Origin of the sequence: Tranquillimonas alkanivorans, from assembly GCF_900115595.1 — a bacterium.
GTDB classification, from domain to species: Bacteria; Pseudomonadota; Alphaproteobacteria; order Rhodobacterales; family Rhodobacteraceae; genus Tranquillimonas; species Tranquillimonas alkanivorans.
Map to the genome: position 1 here is coordinate 1 of NZ_FOXA01000048.1, position 16985 is coordinate 16985.

The 16985-nt window shown below is 67.1% G+C and carries 14 protein-coding genes and 1 pseudogene; 11 read left to right on the top strand and 4 right to left on the bottom strand.

The window, feature by feature from the left end:
* Nucleotides 1–1463: site-specific integrase (locus BM162_RS23035; protein ID WP_177215327.1), on the top strand; the 1463-nt coding region annotated here is incomplete at its 5' end.
* A gap of 317 nt (nucleotides 1464–1780) precedes the next feature.
* Here the strand turns inward: BM162_RS23035 and BM162_RS21310 are convergent.
* Nucleotides 1781–3289, bottom strand: coding sequence for an aminotransferase class V-fold PLP-dependent enzyme (locus BM162_RS21310; protein WP_093425784.1), 1509 nt, complete (start codon nucleotides 3287–3289; stop codon nucleotides 1781–1783).
* 107 nt (nucleotides 3290–3396) lie between these two features.
* Between BM162_RS21310 and BM162_RS21315 the strand changes: the two genes are divergently transcribed.
* Entirely contained in the window at nucleotides 3397–3858 is a 462-nt protein-coding gene (locus BM162_RS21315; RefSeq protein WP_093425786.1) for an Lrp/AsnC family transcriptional regulator, read from the top strand.
* A gap of 7 nt (nucleotides 3859–3865) precedes the next feature.
* On the opposite strand, the gene BM162_RS21320 is transcribed toward BM162_RS21315, so the two are convergent.
* From BM162_RS21320 to BM162_RS21330, 3 genes are read right to left on the bottom strand one after another with little or no spacing between them, the layout of a single operon-like run.
* On the bottom strand, nucleotides 3866–4744 hold the full coding sequence (locus BM162_RS21320; protein ID WP_093425788.1) for a DMT family transporter: 879 nt from the start codon (nucleotides 4742–4744) through the stop codon (nucleotides 3866–3868).
* On the bottom strand, nucleotides 4737–7085 hold the full coding sequence (locus tag BM162_RS21325; RefSeq protein ID WP_093425790.1) for a PIG-L family deacetylase: 2349 nt from the start codon (nucleotides 7083–7085) through the stop codon (nucleotides 4737–4739). The genes BM162_RS21320 and BM162_RS21325 overlap by 8 nt, the downstream gene beginning before the upstream one ends.
* A gap of 25 nt (nucleotides 7086–7110) precedes the next feature.
* Nucleotides 7111–8283, bottom strand: coding sequence for an ROK family transcriptional regulator (locus BM162_RS21330; RefSeq protein WP_093425792.1), 1173 nt, complete (start codon nucleotides 8281–8283; stop codon nucleotides 7111–7113).
* 128 nt (nucleotides 8284–8411) lie between these two features.
* On the opposite strand from BM162_RS21330, the gene BM162_RS21335 reads away from it, so the two are divergent.
* The 9 genes and pseudogenes from BM162_RS21335 to BM162_RS21375 all read left to right on the top strand — a co-directional run.
* On the top strand, nucleotides 8412–9692 hold the full coding sequence (locus BM162_RS21335; protein WP_218153161.1) for a sugar ABC transporter substrate-binding protein: 1281 nt from the start codon (nucleotides 8412–8414) through the stop codon (nucleotides 9690–9692).
* Nucleotides 9693–9749: 57 nt separating this feature from the next.
* Nucleotides 9750–10643 (top strand): carbohydrate ABC transporter permease, encoded by an 894-nt coding sequence (locus tag BM162_RS21340; protein ID WP_093425795.1) that lies wholly within the window; start codon nucleotides 9750–9752, stop codon nucleotides 10641–10643.
* A gap of 1 nt (nucleotide 10644) precedes the next feature.
* Nucleotides 10645–11535, top strand: coding sequence for a carbohydrate ABC transporter permease (locus BM162_RS21345; RefSeq protein ID WP_093425797.1), 891 nt, complete (start codon nucleotides 10645–10647; stop codon nucleotides 11533–11535).
* A complete protein-coding gene (gene argH, locus BM162_RS21350) occupies nucleotides 11532–13016 on the top strand; it encodes an argininosuccinate lyase (protein ID WP_093425799.1) in 1485 nt (494 codons plus the stop codon). The genes BM162_RS21345 and argH overlap by 4 nt, the downstream gene beginning before the upstream one ends.
* A 2-nt stretch (nucleotides 13017–13018) precedes the next feature.
* Nucleotides 13019–14077 (top strand): ABC transporter ATP-binding protein, encoded by a 1059-nt coding sequence (locus BM162_RS21355; RefSeq protein ID WP_093425801.1) that lies wholly within the window; start codon nucleotides 13019–13021, stop codon nucleotides 14075–14077.
* Nucleotides 14074–14997: a carbohydrate kinase family protein gene (locus BM162_RS21360; RefSeq protein WP_093425802.1), complete on the top strand. Its 924-nt coding sequence runs from the start codon at nucleotides 14074–14076 to the stop codon at nucleotides 14995–14997. Before BM162_RS21355 ends, BM162_RS21360 begins: the two co-directional genes overlap by 4 nt.
* Entirely contained in the window at nucleotides 14978–15505 is a 528-nt protein-coding gene (locus BM162_RS21365; protein WP_143096278.1) for a hypothetical protein, read from the top strand. Before BM162_RS21360 ends, BM162_RS21365 begins: the two co-directional genes overlap by 20 nt.
* A gap of 1 nt (nucleotide 15506) precedes the next feature.
* A complete protein-coding gene (locus tag BM162_RS21370; RefSeq protein ID WP_093425805.1) occupies nucleotides 15507–16520 on the top strand; it encodes an SIS domain-containing protein in 1014 nt (337 codons plus the stop codon).
* A gap of 162 nt (nucleotides 16521–16682) precedes the next feature.
* Nucleotides 16683–16985: pseudogene (locus BM162_RS21375) on the top strand (MFS transporter); the annotation flags it as partial.

Here is a 16985-nt window from a genome sequence, read left to right on the forward strand (position 1 = left end):
CCGCCTCCGCGCCGTCGGAAATGAACGCCGAGGCGGACGAGGCCGACGCGGGCGCAGATGTTATCCTGCCGGCCGGGCTGGAGAGGCCCGAGGGCCTCGATCCGGTGGCATGGCAGAAGCTCCGGATTTCCTGCCGTCCGCCGCGCATCTTCGTCGACAGGAGGCGCCTGTCCGAGGAGTCGCGCGCCGCGCTGGAGAAGCAGCGCGGCATCACCGTGGTGGAGGCGATCACGCTCTATTTCGAGCTGCGCGGCCTCGGCTACCTGAAAGGATTCGGAGAGGGCCAGAAGTGCTATTCCGAGAGAGGGCGGAAGTGGGCCAGGGAAAACACCAGCAACCAGCGCCTGGCGCTCAACTTCTGGTCCGAGGCCCTCGGCGACGGCCCCGTCGACGAAACCGAGATCGATGCCGTCAGTGACGCGCTGGAGCTGCTCTGGAGAATCCCCAGCAACCACGGCAAGTCGGCAGCCGACCGGGACGATGTCAGCTATCTGGAGCTGATCGAACGCGCCGACGCCAGGGAGGCAAACGGGGCCGCCGCCGCCAGGACGGCGGAGCGCGAGGGCGCCACCGCCGAGCAGATCGACAGGATCCGCCTCGAGAGCCACGTCAAGCGGCTGAGCGTCAACACCTACGTCAAGCATGGCCGCGTCCTGCGCGCGGTGGGCGAGATGCTGTGGGACATGCAGCTCGTCGACCGGAACCCCTTCGCGATCTGCAACTGGACCAATGCCGAGCTGGCCGAGCTGAAAAAGACCGAAGAGAACCATGGCCGCGTCGCCTGGGACGACCGCATCCACGCGCTCTTCGGCTCGCCCGTCTTCCGCGAGGAGCTCGAGGACGTGGGCGACCCGCTGTTCTGGGCGCCGCTGATCGCGCGGCTCCAGGGATTCCGCATGGAGGAATGCCTGCAGCTCGGGCCCGAGGACTTCGGCTCCGACCGGGGCATTCCATACATGCGCGTGCGCAACACGATCATCAACGGCGTGAAGACCCTCACCAGCGAGCGGACCGTCCCCGTGCACCCGCAGCTGGTCGAGCTGGGCCTCCTGAAACTCGTCGAGCTGCGCCGCAGGCAGGGCCACATCCGGCTCTTTCCCTTTCTCACCCGCGGCAAGTGCAAGGGGACCTTCTCCGCGAACTTCAGCAAGTCCTTCGCCTATTACCGCAGGAAGCACGACATCTACTGGGCGGGCCTCGATTTTCACGCGCTGCGCACGACCTTCCACAACGATCTCCTGTCCGACGACAAGTCCGACGCGATCCGCTGCCGGCTCATGGGCCATGCCCGGACCGACGAGGGCGACCGCTCCTACGGACAGAGCCTCGGCATCGAGGCGCTCGCCAGCCGGCTGCACTCCGTGAAGGTCGATCTCTCGATGGTCCGAAGCCCGTTCCGCGACGAGCCCGGGCAACCGGCCACGTCCCGGGCGGCGGCGCAGGGCCTGCGGCTCGTGGGATGAGCGCGCCCGGCGCCTCGTCGCGGCCGGCCCAGGCCGGACATCCACCACTTCTTAAAGCGCTGCTTTGCTGGCTTCTGCTGCGCCTGCGAGGGAACAAGGTGTTTCGACCGCGCTGCCTCAGCTTCATGAGGACACGGGAAGTTTGGCCGAGAGCCGCGCAGGTGGCCTCCGCGACGACAGAGCCGCCTGTGAGCGGGGCAGACACGAGCCGCCATGACCGGCTGGGATGGTCGTCGCGTTCGTTGTCCAGCCCGCCGATTCCAGCAGGCGGCGGACTTCCGCCACGAAAGAACCTGTTGTCGCCAACGGCTCCTTGACTACGGCAGTGTACGCTGGAGCCTCTGAGCGTGCTCTGCGGGTGGTCGGCGTGCCTCCGGACTCGAGGCGCGATCAACTGAGGCGGTGAAGCGAGCCGTGCGCGCTTCGCCCCGGTAACAGGCCGCCCAGCGGTCCGCTTGGGAGGCGAGGCGGGTCACGGCGTCGAGGATCCGGTCGGCCTGTTCGTCGCTGAGCAGGTAGCTGAGATTGAGGCGGACCCAGCCCGGCTTTTCCAGTTCCTCGCCCTCCGAAAGGCGGCGGAGAAGATCCTCGGACTGCTGCTGGTTTAGGCAAAGGAGCGTGTGGGCGTACGGACCGGCACAGGCACATCCGCCGCGGACCTGGATGCCGTGAATGTCGGACAGCATGCGGCTGAACAACTGATGATGGATGAAGCCGCCCGTGTTGTTCCGAACGCGGAAGGAGAAGATGGGAAGCGCATTTTCCGTGTCCGTACCGAGCAGTTCGATGCGGTCGCATTTGCGGAGCCTCGCAAGGCCCCTCCGACGCAGTTCCTTGTCCCGCTCGACGATGCATTCGAGGCCCACTGCGTCCTTTACGAGCATCGCGAGGGCTGCACGGATGTCTCCGATGACATTGGGTGTGCCGCCCTCCTCGCGCGCCTCGACGCGAGTGGAGTAGACGTGACGCCACGGCGAGACAAAGTCCACCGTGCCGCCGCCCGGGCAGGTGGGCGTGTCGCTCCGGACGATGGTGTCGCGGACGACCGTGACGCCCGAGGCGCCGGGGCCGCCCGGGAACTTGTGGGGCGAGAACACGATGGCGTCCTTGGCGCAGCCCGCCGCCGGCGTCATGTCCATGGGCAGGTACGGCGCTCCGCCGGCATAGTCCCAGACGGCGAGTGCGCCGCGCGACTTCAGGAGGCGCGTGACCGGGTCCGGGTCGGTCAGAATTCCCGTGACGTTTGACGCAGCCGAGAAACTGCCGACGACCAGGTCCGCATCGCGGGCGGCGTCGAGTTCTTCCGCGAGACGGGACAGGTCGGGTCCGCCGCCGAGAACTTCCGGCACGGCGACGACCCGCGCGCCGCTCTCGCGCCAGGGAAGGATGTTGGAATGGTGCTCGTAAGGCCCCGTCAGCACGACGACACTCTCCCCGGCGGCCACGCGCCGCGGGAGTTCGAGGAGGTGAACGATCCGGTTCAGCCCGGCGGTCGCACCAGAGCCGGTGAAGAGGACGTGACAGTTCTCGTCCGCATGGACCAGGCGCGCGATCATTGCACGCGCCTCCTCCCGCATGCGGGTCATGGTCATGCCGCAGAAGGACGCCTCCGTGTGGCTGTTGGCGTAGAAGGGGAGGATGCGCTCCAGCACGAAGTCCTCCACCTGCCGCAGCGAGCGGCCGGAGGCGGTGTAGTCGGCGTAGAGCAACTCGCGCGCGCCGAACGGCGTCTCGAACCGCAATCCCTCTCCGATGAGGCCGCGGCGCAGACGGTCCGGCAGGTCGGAGCCGTCAAGACTTCTTCTGAAATCCGAAAGTGCCGTCATGTCATCTCCCTCGCAAGCCGGTTGGCAGCAGGATGAACAGGCCGAGGCGCGAATTCATCTCTCATTTACCCGTGTACTGACATATCGGCGGTGATAATGATCGAAGCATGGCGGGCAAAATCGATCATATCGACAGGCGCATCCTCGCAGCGATCCAGAGGGATGGCGGCATGAGTCAGCGAGAGCTGGCCGAGCGGGTCGGGTTGTCTCAGAACGCCTGCTGGCGGCGGCTGCGGAACCTGGAGGCGCAGGGGATCATCGCGGGCCGCAGGACGAAGCTCGACCGCGTGGCACTGGGAAAGAAGCTGGTCGTCTTCACGATGCTGCGGACGCGGCGTCATTCCATCGAATGGCTGTCGACCTTCCGCAACCACGTGACGAGTATCCCGGACATCGTCGACTTCTACCGCATCGGCGGAGACTACGACTACATGATCAAGATCGTGACCGACGACATGACCAGCTTCGACCGCGTGTACCAGCAGCTGATCGGCAAGATTGAGCTTGACGCAGTCACGTCCTACTTCGCCATGGAGGCGATCCTCGAGGACCGGCCGATCCCGCTCTGAGCAGCCCTCAAGGGGCACGCCGACGGGGCGCGAAGATGGTGCCCCAGGCGGCGGCGCAGACGATGAGGGAGGCGCCGACGGCGAAGCGCAGGGTGACGGGCTCGCCGAAGACAACGTAGCCCACGGTCGCGGACATCACGAGCGACCCGTAGCCCAGCACCGCCAGGAATGCCGCCTCGGCCCGCTTGTGGGCTTGCAGGAAGCAGAACTGTGCCGACTGCGCGAAGAGGCCGACCGCGACGAGCGCCGGCCATTCATCCGCGGCGACCGGCTGCCAGTTGGCAGCCGCGAACGGAGCGATCAGCAGCGCGAGGCCGCCGGTGTAGAAGGTCATCAGGACGATGGTCGGCGTGGCCCTCAACCGCCGCGTGACGATCACCGCGCCTGTTCCGGCGAAGACGGTCAGGATGAGAGCCGGGAGGCCCCAGTTGAAGCCGCCTGACGGGTCCGGCTCGACGGCGATCAGAACGCCGGTCAGGGCGACCAGCCCTGCCAGCCAGCGCCGGGGCGCGACGCGCTCGGACAGAAAGAGCGCCGCCATGGCCATCAGGATCAGCGGCCGCGTGAAGTTGACCGCCGTGAACAGGGCGAAAGGTACGCGGGCGATGGCGAAGAAACTTGCTGTCAGAGTGACGGTCGAGAGTGCAACTCTCAGAAGGTGCAGCGGGAGATCGTCGAGCCCGGCGAAGGCGCCGCGCTCGCGCCAGATCCATGGCAGCATCAGCAGGAAGCCCGCGAGGGCGCGGAGGAACACGAGCTGGGTCGGCGGGAAGTCGAGCCCCATCGCCTTGACGATGCTGAGCGCCCAGATGTTCAGGCTCAGGTCAGCAATCAGCCAAGCCCCGCCCGCCAGGTTGCGAGGAGGCTCGGCCGCGGCGTCACTCATCTCGCGGCGTGACGAGGTTCGCCATCAGCCGGAAGGCACCGGGCGTCAGCCGCTCCATCTGGTGATGCAGGATCAGCGAGGTGTGGACGTGCCGCCCTTTGCCGATATCGGCGACGAGCAGTGCCCCCTCGAGCGGTGCCTCGTCCGCATCGTGCATCGACAGAAGCGGGGTGTAGGCCTCGTCCCACTCCTTCGCGAAGTAGAGGCCGCGCTCCTTGTGCCAATCCGCCCAGTCCTCCGTCGCGAGGCGGTTAGGGCGCTCAAGGGCGGGATGGTCGCTCAGCACGGTCACCTCGGCATTTTCGTCCGTGACGCGCCAGCGCAGGGACGGTTGGCCGATTTCGAGCCTCGCGGGCGGAATGGCATCAGGGTCCCACGCGTCCCAAGGACGGTGGTAGAGCGTGACCAGCGTTCCGCCGGCGCGCACCCAGTCGTGGATGCGGGGCATGGCTTCGGCCAGCCCCTCGCGAAAGCGCATGGCGAAGATGCCCACGACAATCGTGTCGAAGCGGGCGAGGCGCGAGGGCGTCTCGAGGTCCCGGTCCTCTATTACGGTGACGTCGAGCCCGATGGCCGCCAGCCAGCAATCCACCCGGTCGTTGCCGCCGCCGACATATCCGATCCGCGCCTCGGGCGTTTCCACGGCCACCGCGCGCACGGCGACCTCCGCAGGCTGCGCCAGCGCGCGAGGCGCGGTATGCGGATGGGAGACCCGGATGAGCGTCTGCGCGGGCTGCCCGTCGAGCGTCAGCCGCAGCGTGTAGGCGCCGTCGGTCAGCGTCTCGGGCGCCGTCACGTCGAAGCCCCCGTCGGTTCGCTCGGCTGTCCATCCCTTCGGAACCTCCAGCGCGGCATCGGCGCCCTTCGGCGCAACGTCGGAGAGGGCAACCGAAAATCGGCGCTCCGACTGGGCGGTGTTGAGGACGGCCGCCGTGGGCGCAAGCGCTGCGGTCCGATCCGGCAGGACGACGGGCGGCAGGGACAGGGGCACGCGCGTCTCCGAGGTCACGCCGTTCGCCGTCACGCGGGACAGGAGGCACGGCGCGGCGGGTTGTCCGGGCAGATAGGTGTCGGGGTAGGGGGCGCTGGTCGCGGCCTCGAAGGTGACGGCGAGCGTCCCGCCTTCGGCGACCCAGCCTTGGGGCAATTCGGGCCGCACCTCAACGTGCTCGGCATCGCCCTGTCGCGTTTCGACCGTTAGCGCCGTCGTCCCGCCGGGACGCACGAAGTCCAGGTCCGTGAAGCCGAAGACCTCGACGCGTGCCGCGTGCCGAATGGCGAGCGACAGCTGTTCTTCCTTGCGGCGGAGCTTGTGGCCGAAGGCTGCTCGTTCATCCTGTGTCAGGCGACTATCGGCCTCGCGCAGCTCGGCCAGCGCGTGGCTAAGGTGCGCCAGCACGACAGCCGCTTCGGGGAAGGCGCTCCGGGCTGCATCACAGGCCTCCTGCGCTGCCGCGAGATGCGGACAGTCCTTCAGGTCGGGCAGGCGCGCAGCAAGGCCGCTGACCAGTGTTCCGTCCGGGCCCGCGACGCGGCTGTCCTTGAGATGCAGGGGGAAATCCCGCTCGGTGCCTGCCGAGATCCACTTGCCCATGGCCTGCGTCGCGTGGCAGGCGCGCGACTGCTGGCCGATCCGCTCGAAGCTCCAGCCGGTCACCGGGTCCAGCCCCTTGCCGGGAATAGTGAGGGTCGCGGGGGGCGGTGGCAGGTCATCGTCATAGGCCTGGCCGGCGCCGGACCAGGCGGGAAGGTAGAGCTTCTTCACCTGCCACGGCGGCAGATCGCTGCCGGCGAAGTCCGGATCGGCGGCCAGATCCATCACGAGATGCGCCGCCTCGGTCATGGCGCGGTGGTGGCCGTGCTGCCCTGGCACGTCGAGGAAGGTGGGGCAGATGATGTCCGGGCGCTCGCGCCGTAGAATGTGGATAAAGCGGGCCAGTGTGCGGTCGCGACCCCAGCGGCCGAGCGTCTCTACGCCGGACTTCGAGAAGCCGAAATCGAAGATCGTGTCGTCGGGTGATTCCGACAGCCAGTACATGCGCAGGCCGAGCACATCGCAGGCGGCCTCCATCTCGGCGGTGCGCAGTACGCCGAGCGCCGGGCCGGCTTCCGTGCCGATGTCGTTCTGGCCGCCCTCGCCGCGGGTGGAGCAGGCGTAGGAGATGTCGACCCCGTCGCGCCAGGCGAGTGCTGCCAGCATCGCAGAGGTCTCGTCGTCGGGATGGGCGCCGGTGTTCATGAAGCTGACGACGGTCTGGAGCGGCTGCAGGGCGCGCCACAGGGAAACGACATGCGGCGCGCGGGCTTCGGCGGACAGGCGGGCGGGATCGGTCAGTGGCATCGAAAGCTCCTGTCGGGAATGGCTGTCAGTCGAGCGCGCCGAGCTGCGGGCTGAAGGCGCGGTCGAGGATCAGGGCGGCGGCGCCGAGCGTCGCGGTAAGCCGCCCGCAATCGCCCCGCAGCAAGCGCGCGCGCACGCGGTCGGGCCGGTTTGACACCGAGCCGTCGGGCAGGGGGACGCGGGAGATGAGCCGGTCGACGATGCGCTCTGGCAGTGCGCCACCGAGGATCACTGTCTCCGGGTCGAAGAGGTTCTCGATCACATGCACGGCCTGCCCGAGCGCGGAGGCGGCGGTGGCGATCCACTCCTCGAGGATCGCGTCGCCCGCGGCGTCGAGCGCCGAGAGCCTGTCGAAATTGATCGTTCCGTGCCCCCGGCCCGCCAGCCTGTGCTGCAGCGAGAGACGGCTGGCCAGTTCCTCCAGCGCCCGGCTCCCGTCGGGTGTCTGAACGCGCAGGTGCCCGATCTCGCCCGCATTGCCGAAAGCGCCCGCGACGCGGCGTCCGCCGCTCACGAGGCCCAGGCCCACGCCGGTTCCGAAATAGAGGTAGGCGTAGTCGTTCAGTCCTTGGGCCACGCCCTTCACCCGCTCCGCCATGGCGGCTGCGTTGGCGTCGTTGTCGAGGTCGATCGGCACGCCGAGCGCTTCCGCGAAGACCTGACGCGCGTCCGTCTCCTGCCAGCCAGGCAGGTCCGAGGCGGTGCCCGACAGCCCCGTCGCGCCGAACGGGCCGGGCATGACCACGCCTGCCCCGAGGAGCCGGGACACCACGTCCGGGTGTGCGCTCTTCAGCTCTTCGCGCAGCGCCCGGAGCTCCTGCGTGACTGCGGTCGGGTGCGCATCGTTCAGGGCGCGGCGGGTGGTGAAGATGGCGCCGCCGTTCAGATCGAGCAGCGCGGCGAGCAGTGCGTCGGGACGGACCTCGACTCCGAGGGCGCAGGCGCCGCCCGGGTTGATCCCGTAGAGCGTGGCGGGAAGGCCGCGGCCGGTGCTCCGGCGGCCGGTCTCCCGGATCAGGCCCTCCTGCTCCAATTCGGCGATGATGTTCGAGACCGCTTGGATCGTCAGTCCGCAGGCGCGGGAGAGTTCGGCCCGTCCGATCTCGCCCGTCGCGTGGACGTGGCCCAGGACCAGCCGCCGGTTGTGGCTCCGGGCCCGCTCGGCGCTCGTGCTGCGTGGTGGAAGGATCGACAACATCGAGAACTGATTAACTCAACACAGTTGATCACTCAAGCGTGTTGAGTTAACCACGGTCAGGCGGCGGCACCGACCTCGCCGCCGGAAGGTGAAGGGTGCGCAGGACACCCGCCAACGGGAGAGGAATCATGATGAAGTCGATGAGGATGACGGCCCTCGCAGGTCTGGCGAGTTCAGCTGTGCTGTGCGCTGGCGCGGCGAACGCAGTCGAGATCGAGTATTGGCAGTATTTCTACGACGCCCGCGTCGACGCCATGGAGCAGCTGATCGAGAACTTCGAGGAGGCGAACCCCGACATCACCGTGAAGATGACGACCTTCCCCTATGCGGACTACCGCACGAAGGTCGCTGCCGCCATCCCGGCGGGCGAGGGGCCCGACGTGGTGCAGCTCTTCTACGGGTGGCTGAACGATTATATCGAGGCGGGCCTGATCCAGCCGCTGCCCGAGGAAGCCTTTCCCGCCGACCAGATCGACGAGGCCTTCTTCCCGATGGTCCAGGCGATGAAGCGCGATGGTCAGTATTACGCGCTGCCGACCGCGGTGCGCTCGCTCGCGCTGTTCTACAACGAGCGCCTGTTCGAGGAAGCCGGCATCGACGGCCCGCCCGAGACGCTCGACGAACTCGTCGAGGACGCCAAGAAGCTCACCAAGAAAGACGGTGCGGGCAACATCACGCAGGTCGGCCTGACCACCGGCATGACCGCGCAGGACCATCACTGGTTCCGCGAAGTGCTGATCCGCCAGTTCGGCGGCGAGCCCTATCTCGATGACTATCGGACCGTGAACTACAACAACGAGGCCGGGTTGAAGGCGCTCGAGTTCTACACCGATCTTGAGAAGACCCACGAAGTGACCTCGTCGAGCTTCATGGATGAGCCGCAGGCGGCTTTCAAGGCCGGTCGCGCCGGCATGCACATCGACGGCTCGTTCCGCGTCGGCTCGTTGGCGGACATGCGTGGCCTGAAGTGGGGCGTCGCAGAACTGCCGGTCGGTCCCGACGGCACGGCTTCGAACTACTCGAGCTATTGGGTGAATGCGATTACCTCGAAGGCCGAGGGCGAGGAATACGACGCCGCCGTGAAGTTCATGGAATACATCACCTCCGACGAGGCGATGCAGATCTGGCTCGAAGTGGTCGGCGAGCTCCCGGCGAAGCCCTCCGTCGGCCTGACCGAGGAGAACGCGAACGACCCGGTCTACGGACCGTTCATCCGCGGCCTCGAGAACGCGCATACCACGATCTTCGCCAACGAGAGCGCACAGCGCCAGGTGCTGATGGACATGGTGGCGCGCACCGACATCCAGGGCATGCCGCTGGAAGAGAGCCTCGCGATCGCCGCCGAGGAAGAGCAGAAGGCTCCGCCGCTCCCATTGCGGCGGAGCTCGCATCCGCGCCCGTCGCCCTGACGCCGCGGCCTTTCCGGGCCGTCCGCAGGTGCGCGACATCCAACGGAGCTCGACGGCATGCCATTCTACCGCAACCTCTCGATCCGGCAGAAGCAGATCGCCTGGGCCTGGGCGTTCCTTGCCGTGCCGGTCCTGTTCTACGTGATCATCCGGTTCTACCCGACCGGCAACGCGATCATGATCAGCTTCCAGAACTGGAACCTGCTGGGCGACCGGACCTGGGCGGGGCTCGAGAACTACCAGAAGCTCGTGGCCGACCCGGTGTTCTGGAAGGTGTTCAAGAACACCTTCCTCTACCTCATCATCGGCACGCCGATCAGCCTCGTGCTGAGCTTCATCATCGCCTATCAGCTCGACAAGGTGCGGTTCATGCACGGCACCCTGCGGATGCTGTACTTCCTTCCATTCATGACGAGCGCGGTTGCGATGGCCTGGGTCTGGCGCTGGTTCTATCAGCCGGTCCCGACGGGCCTGTTCAACAACCTTCTGGCGCAGGTCGGCATCTCACAGATCGAGTTTCTGAACTCGACCAGCTACGCACTTCCGTCGGTACTGGCGCCGGCGGTCTGGGCGGGGCTGGGCTTCCAGATCATCATCTTTATGGCCGGCCTGCGGGCGATCCCGGTGAGCTATTACGAAGCCGCGCGGATCGACGGCGTCGGCTGGTGGACGGTGCTGACGCAGATCACCATTCCGCTGCTGCGCCCGACGATCGTCTTCATCGTCGTCTTCAGCTCGATCGGTTTCCTGCGGATCTTCGACCACGTCTACAACATGACGACGAACAATCCCGGCGGGCCGCTGAACTCGACCAAGCCGCTGGTGCTGATGATCTACGGCACCGCCTTCGACGACTTCGACATGGGATATGCCGCGGCCCAGACGGTCGTGCTTTTCCTGATCCTTCTGATCGTCAGCCTGATTCAGCTGCGCCTGCTGAGGAGCGAGTGACATGACAATCGCGCCCGACGTTCCCGACCAGGCCCGGCCGACCTCTGACGCCCTGTTTCGCGCAGGCCCCTCCCGGCGGCCCCGCAACATGGGCCAGATCATCCGGTGGATGCTGCTCTTTGCGGGCGGCATCCTGATGGTGATGCCGATCGCCTACATGATTTCGACGTCGCTGAAGTGGCCGTTCGAGGTTTACAACGTGAACCTCATCCCCGAGGAACCCACGCTCGACAATTACGCGTACGTTCTCGAGGACGGCCGCTTCTACCTGTGGTTCTGGAACTCGCTTCTCATCGCGGCGATCACCACGGTGTCGAACCTCTTCTTCGACAGCCTGATCGGCTACACGCTGTGCAAGTTCCGCTTCCCGGGCCGGCAACTCGTCTTCATCGCGATCCTCTCCACACTGATGATCCCGACAGAGATGCTGGTGATCCCGTGGTACCTCATGAGCCAGAGCTTCGGCTGGCTGGACTCCTACTGGGGCATCATGTTCCCCGGCCTGATGACGGCCTTCGGGACGTTCCTGATGAAGCAGTTCTTCGAGAGCGTGCCCGACGACTTCATCGAGGCCGCGCGCATCGACGGCCTGAACGAGTTCCAGATCTGGTGGACGGTGGCGATGCCGCTGGTGAAACCGGCGCTGGCCGCGCTCGCGATCTTCGTCTTCCTCGGCAACTGGACCGCCTTTCTGTGGCCGCTGATCGTGACCAACTCGACCGACATGTACACCTTGCCGGTTGGTCTTTCGAGCTTCGGTGACGAGGCCGACGTGGCCTGGGAGCTGATCATGACGGGTGCCGCGATCTCGACGATCCCGACGTTGGTGGTCTTCCTCATCTTTCAACGCTTCATCATCCGCGGCGTGGTCATGGCGGGGCTCAAGGGATGAGCGACACTTCGAAGTTTCCCGATCCCGTATACCGCGACACGGTGCTCGCGCCGCTCTTCGAGGGGGTGAAAACCCACTTCGCGGGGCACATGGACGCGATCAACCGCGCGCATCTGGTGATGCTGGTCGAGTCGGGGATCCTTTCCGCCGACGACGGCGCGCGGATCGCCGGGGCGCTCGCCGCCATCGCCGAGGAGGTCGACGTTCCGGCGCTCGAATACACCGGCGAGTACGAGGATTACTTCTTCCTCGTCGAGGCCGAGCTGAAGCGCCGCCTGGGCGACCTCGGCGGGGCGCTGCACACGGCGCGCTCGCGCAATGACATGGACCACACGCTGTTCAAGATGGCCTTGCGCGAACGGGCCGAAGCGATGCTGGGTCAGCTCCTGACCCTGGCCGAGGCGCTGAGCGCCAAGGCCGAGGCCGAGGCCGAAACCCTGATCGTCGCCTATACTCACGGGCAGCCCGCGCAGCCGACGACCTTCGGCCACTACCTCTGCGCCGCGCTCGAAGTGCTGCTGCGCGACGCCGCGCGGCTGAGCGCGGCCATCGACGGGCTGGAGCACTGCCCGATGGGCGCGGCGGCGATCACGACCTCGGGCTTCCCGATCGACCGCGAACGCGTGGCCGACCTGCTGGGCTTCGAGGGGGTGCTCGTGAACAGCTACGGCTGCATTGCCAGCGTCGACTACGTCACCGGCCTGTACTCGGCGGTGAAGCTGGTCTTCGTCCACCTCGGCCGCGTGGTGCAGGACATGGCCTTCTGGTCGAGCTTCGAGGTCGGGCAGCTCTACGTGCCCAACAGCCTCGTCCAGATCAGCTCGATCATGCCGCAGAAGCGCAACCCGGTGCCCATCGAGCACATGCGCCACCTGGCGAGCGTGACTGCCGGGCGGTGCGACATGGTGGTGAACACCATGCACAACACGCCCTTCACCGACATGAACGACAGCGAGGGCGAGGTGCAGCAGGCAGGCTACGCGGCCTTCGAGAGCGGGGGCAGGGTGCTCGACCTGCTGGCCGCCTTCCTTCCGTCCTGTTCTATTCGTGCCGACCGTGTGGCGGCGAACATGGATGCGGCCTGTGTCACGATCACGGAGCTGGCCGACACGCTGGTACGCGACGAGGGGCTGAGCTTCCGCCAGGCGCACGAGATCGCCGCCGCCACCGCCCGCGCGGTGATCGCCGAGGCCGCGCCGCTGCGCCAAGGCTACGCCGCTTTCCGGGCAGCCTTCGAGGACCAGACTGGCCGCGGGCCGGGGCTCGACGAGGCGGGCTTCCGCACCGCCGTCGCCGCCGATACCTTCGTCGCCCGGCGCGACCGCACCGGCGGTCCGGCCCCCGCTGCATTGGAGGCGGCGCAGGCGGGCTATCGCGAGACGCTGGCGGAGCTTCGTGCTGCCGCCCGAAACAGAACGACACGCAGGAACGAGGCGGCCACTCGCCTCGCATCCGCGTTCAACGCCCTGACGGAGACCTGAGCATGGCCCAACTCGTCCTCAGAAACCTCGTGAAACGCTACGGTGCGACCGAGGTGCTGCACGGGATCAACCTCGACGTGGCCGACGGTGAGTTCGTCGTCTTCGTCGGCCCTTCCGGCTGCGGCAAGTCCACGACGCTGCGCATGATCGCCGGGCTCGAGGAGGTCAGTGACGGCGTCATCGAGATCGGCGGGCGCGAGGTGAACCACCTCGAACCCAAGGAACGCGACATCGCGATGGTGTTCCAGAACTACGCCATCTACCCGCACATGAGCGTCAAGAAGAACATCGCCTTCGGCCTGCGCTCCTCGAAGATGTCGAAGCCCGACAAGGATAAGCGGATCCAGGAGGTCGCCGCGATCCTGGGGATGACCGACCTGCTCGAGCGCAAGCCGAACCAGCTTTCGGGCGGTCAGCGCCAGCGCGTCGCCATCGGCCGCGCCATGGTTCGTGATCCGGCCGTTTTCCTCTTCGACGAGCCGCTCTCAAACCTCGACGCCCAGCTGCGTACGCAGATGCGGCTCGAAATCAAGAAACTGCACCAGCGCGTCGGCAACACCATCGTCTTCGTGACGCACGACCAGGTCGAGGCGATGACCATGGCCGACCGGATCGTCATCATGAAGGACGGCCATATCCAGCAGGTGGGCACGCCGGACGAGGTCTATCACAAGCCGGCCAACACTTTCGTGGCCCGCTTTATCGGCGCGCCGTCTATGAACATGCTGGACGCCGAACTGAGCGAGGGCCGGGTGATCATGCCGGAGGGCCTGTCCTTCCCGATGGGGCCGACGGCCGAGGCTCGTTCGGGTCGTATCACGCTCGGTGTGCGGCCCGACGACCTGGTCCCCCGCGAGACGGACGCGCTGATCCAGGGCAAGGTCACCGTGCGCGAACCGCTCGGCGCCGAGACCCTGATCTACGTCGACACGCCGGGGGGCGAGATCGTTGCAAAGGCCGATGGCCGCAACCCGCCCTCCGTCGGCGAACAGGTACGACTTGGCGCCGACCCGGACAACCTTCACGTCTTCGACCGCGAGACGGGGATGGTGGTGAGGTGACACACGCCGTAACCGGGAGGTCCGACGGACGCGGCCGCGTGCTCAGCGTCGGTCGCCTTTATTGCGATCTCGTCTTCACCGGGGTGCCCCGGCTGCCGACTCTCGACACCGAGGTTTTCGCAGAGGGCCTGAACCTGCATGCCGGCGGCGGTGCCTTCATCACGGCCGCCATCTTCGCGGCACTGGGGCGTAGCTCCGCGCTCGCCGCGATGGTCCCGGCAGAACCTTTCGGCAAGAGTGTGCTGGCCGAGATCGCCAGGGCCGATGTCGACGCATCACTCTGCCAGCCCGCCGCCTCCGGCGTCGCACCGCAGATCACCGTGGCGATGGCAACCGGCGGCGACCGGGCCTTTCTCACGCACAACGGCGGCCCCGCCTTGCCGGCGCTCGATGCCGCGGCGTTGCGGGCCGCCGGCGCGCGCCACCTGCACATCGGCGAGCTGCGCACCCTTCAGGAGGTTCCCGGGCTGATCGACGAAGCCCGCGCTGCGGGAATGACGGTGTCGCTCGACTGCGGATGGGACGATAACCTGGATCGCCGGGTGGCGGACCTGATCGCGGCAGTCGATGTCTTCCTGCCGAACCAGGAAGAAGCCCGGCGGCTGGAGTCCCTCGGGATCGCGGCCGGGGCCGCCCCGCTGACCGTGGTCAAGCGCGGAGCGGCCGGCGCGGTCGCCATTCGTGGCGAGGAGCGCAAGAGTGTCCCCGGCGCCAAGGTCCGGGTCGTCGACACGACCGGGGCAGGGGACGCGTTCAACGGGGGTTTTCTGGACCGTTGGCTCGACGGGGCGCCGCTCGACGTGTGCCTCGCCGAGGGGAACGCCTGCGGCGCGGCCGCGGTGCAGGCCACCGGCGGAACCGGGGGCTTGTCGGAGTTGTCGTCGAAGAGAGGTGACGATCGTGTACACCTTCGATCTTGATCGTTTCGTCGCAGCCGCGCGGCAAGCCGCCGGGGACGACGCGCCACTCGCAGCGGTGTCCCGGCTGATGGCGCATGTTCTACGGCATCCGGACGACATCGCCGCATCCATGCCTGAGATGGAGCAGGACGAGACGCTGCTCTTCGAGGACGAAACGGTCTCGGTCTGGCACGAGCGGTTTCTGCCATCCGAGATCCTTCCGCCTCACGAGCACCGTATGCCCGCGGTGCTGGGTGTCTATCGGGGACGCGAGCGCAACCGCCTGTGGCGATTGATCGACGGCACGTTGCACCCCGCCGGGTGGCTCGACCTCGCGGCGGGCGAGATGCACGTTCTGTCAGCCGAGGATGTCCACACCGTGCAGGCGCTCGACGGCACGCCGAGCCTGGGTCTGCACGTCTATCTCGGTCCGCTCTCCCAAATGGACCGTTCACTGTTCGACTGGCACGCTGGCACGCCCGTTTCCATGACTGCCGCCAACTTCCGGGCGATGAAACGAGAGGTCTGACATGACAGAACCGACCATGATGCGCCGGGAGATCGACGAGATCCCGGAGGCCGCCGCACGGCTCTGTGAGGACGCGGCTCAGGCAGATTTTGCCCGGGCCGCCGCCAAGATCGTAGCCCGAGACCCCGCTGTCATCTTGACGATCGCCCGCGGCTCCTCGGACCACGCGGCGACCTGCCTGAAATACGCTACCGAGATTCTGACCGGCCGTCCGGTTGCCTCGCTCGGGCCGTCCGTGGCCTCGATCTATGGCGGCGCGTTGCACCTGCCGCACGCGGTCGCCGTGGCGATCAGCCAGTCCGGTCGAAGCCACGACCTCGTTGCCGCGACCGAGGCATGCGCCGTGGGAGGTGCGGAAACAGTCGCGCTCACCAACAGCCCGGACAGCCCGCTTGGCGCGGCCGCCGGCACCGCCGTGGACCTTTGCGCGGGCCCCGAGAAGGCTGTGGCGGCCACGAAGAGCTACGTGAATTCGGTTCTATCCGGGCTCTGGCTCATTGCGCACTGGACCGACGACGTGGCGCTGAAGGACGCGCTGCAGGCCATGCCCGCCCGGTTCGAGGCGGCGAGAACAGTGGACTGGGGCGAGTTGTGCACCGACTTCGCCCGCATCGACCGCCTCTTCGTGCTTGGGCGCGGACCCGGCCTCGGGATCGTGGGGGAGGTCGCGCTGAAGGCGATGGAGCTCTGCGGAGTGCAGGCCTCCGCGTACTCGGCCGCCGAGGTACTTCATGGTCCCGCACGCGTTCTGACGGCAGGCTTCCCGGTTCTCGCACTCGGCGCCGTTGCGGAGCCGGGCATGGACCAGACGCTGGAAAAACTGACGTCACAGGGCGTCCGCCTCATCGCGGAACCCGGTCTTGCGGCCTCGGCAGCGGAAACGCCGGTGGCGCGCCTGCTGGACCGGCTGGTCCAACTCGTGCCGCTCTATTCGGCGCTCGAGGCAGCCGCCCGCACTCGAGGCTGGGATCCTGATCGACCGGAGTTCCTCCGCAAGGAGACGGTGACGCTATGAGCTGTTCGCATCTGCCTCGACTCAAGCGAATATCGGGTGGCTGGCGAGACTCTGCCGCAGCGCGAGCAAGTTAGGCAGCGCACTCGCAGAGTTGTGCGGCGGTTGGCGTGTTCTTACCGAAGCCTGCCCCCTCCCTGCGGCGGAGAGAGCGAGAGAAACCACGTGCTCTACGAACTCGGCATACGCACCAACCTGCGCCTGTTCCTCGAGCAGCTTCTCCAGGTCTTTTTCGTCGGCTTGACCATCGGCCTTCAGCGCACGGTCATCCCGGCCCTGGCGGAGAGCGAGTTCGGCGTGGCCGAGGGAACCATGACCGCACTCTTCGCTTTCGTCGTGTCGTTCGGCGCCGTGAAGGGTGCGATGAACTTCGTCTCCGGCCGACTGTCCGAGCGGGCCGGCCGGCGCCGCGTACTGATCTGGGGCTGGATCGTGGCACTGCCGATCCCCTTCGTCATCCTTTACGCT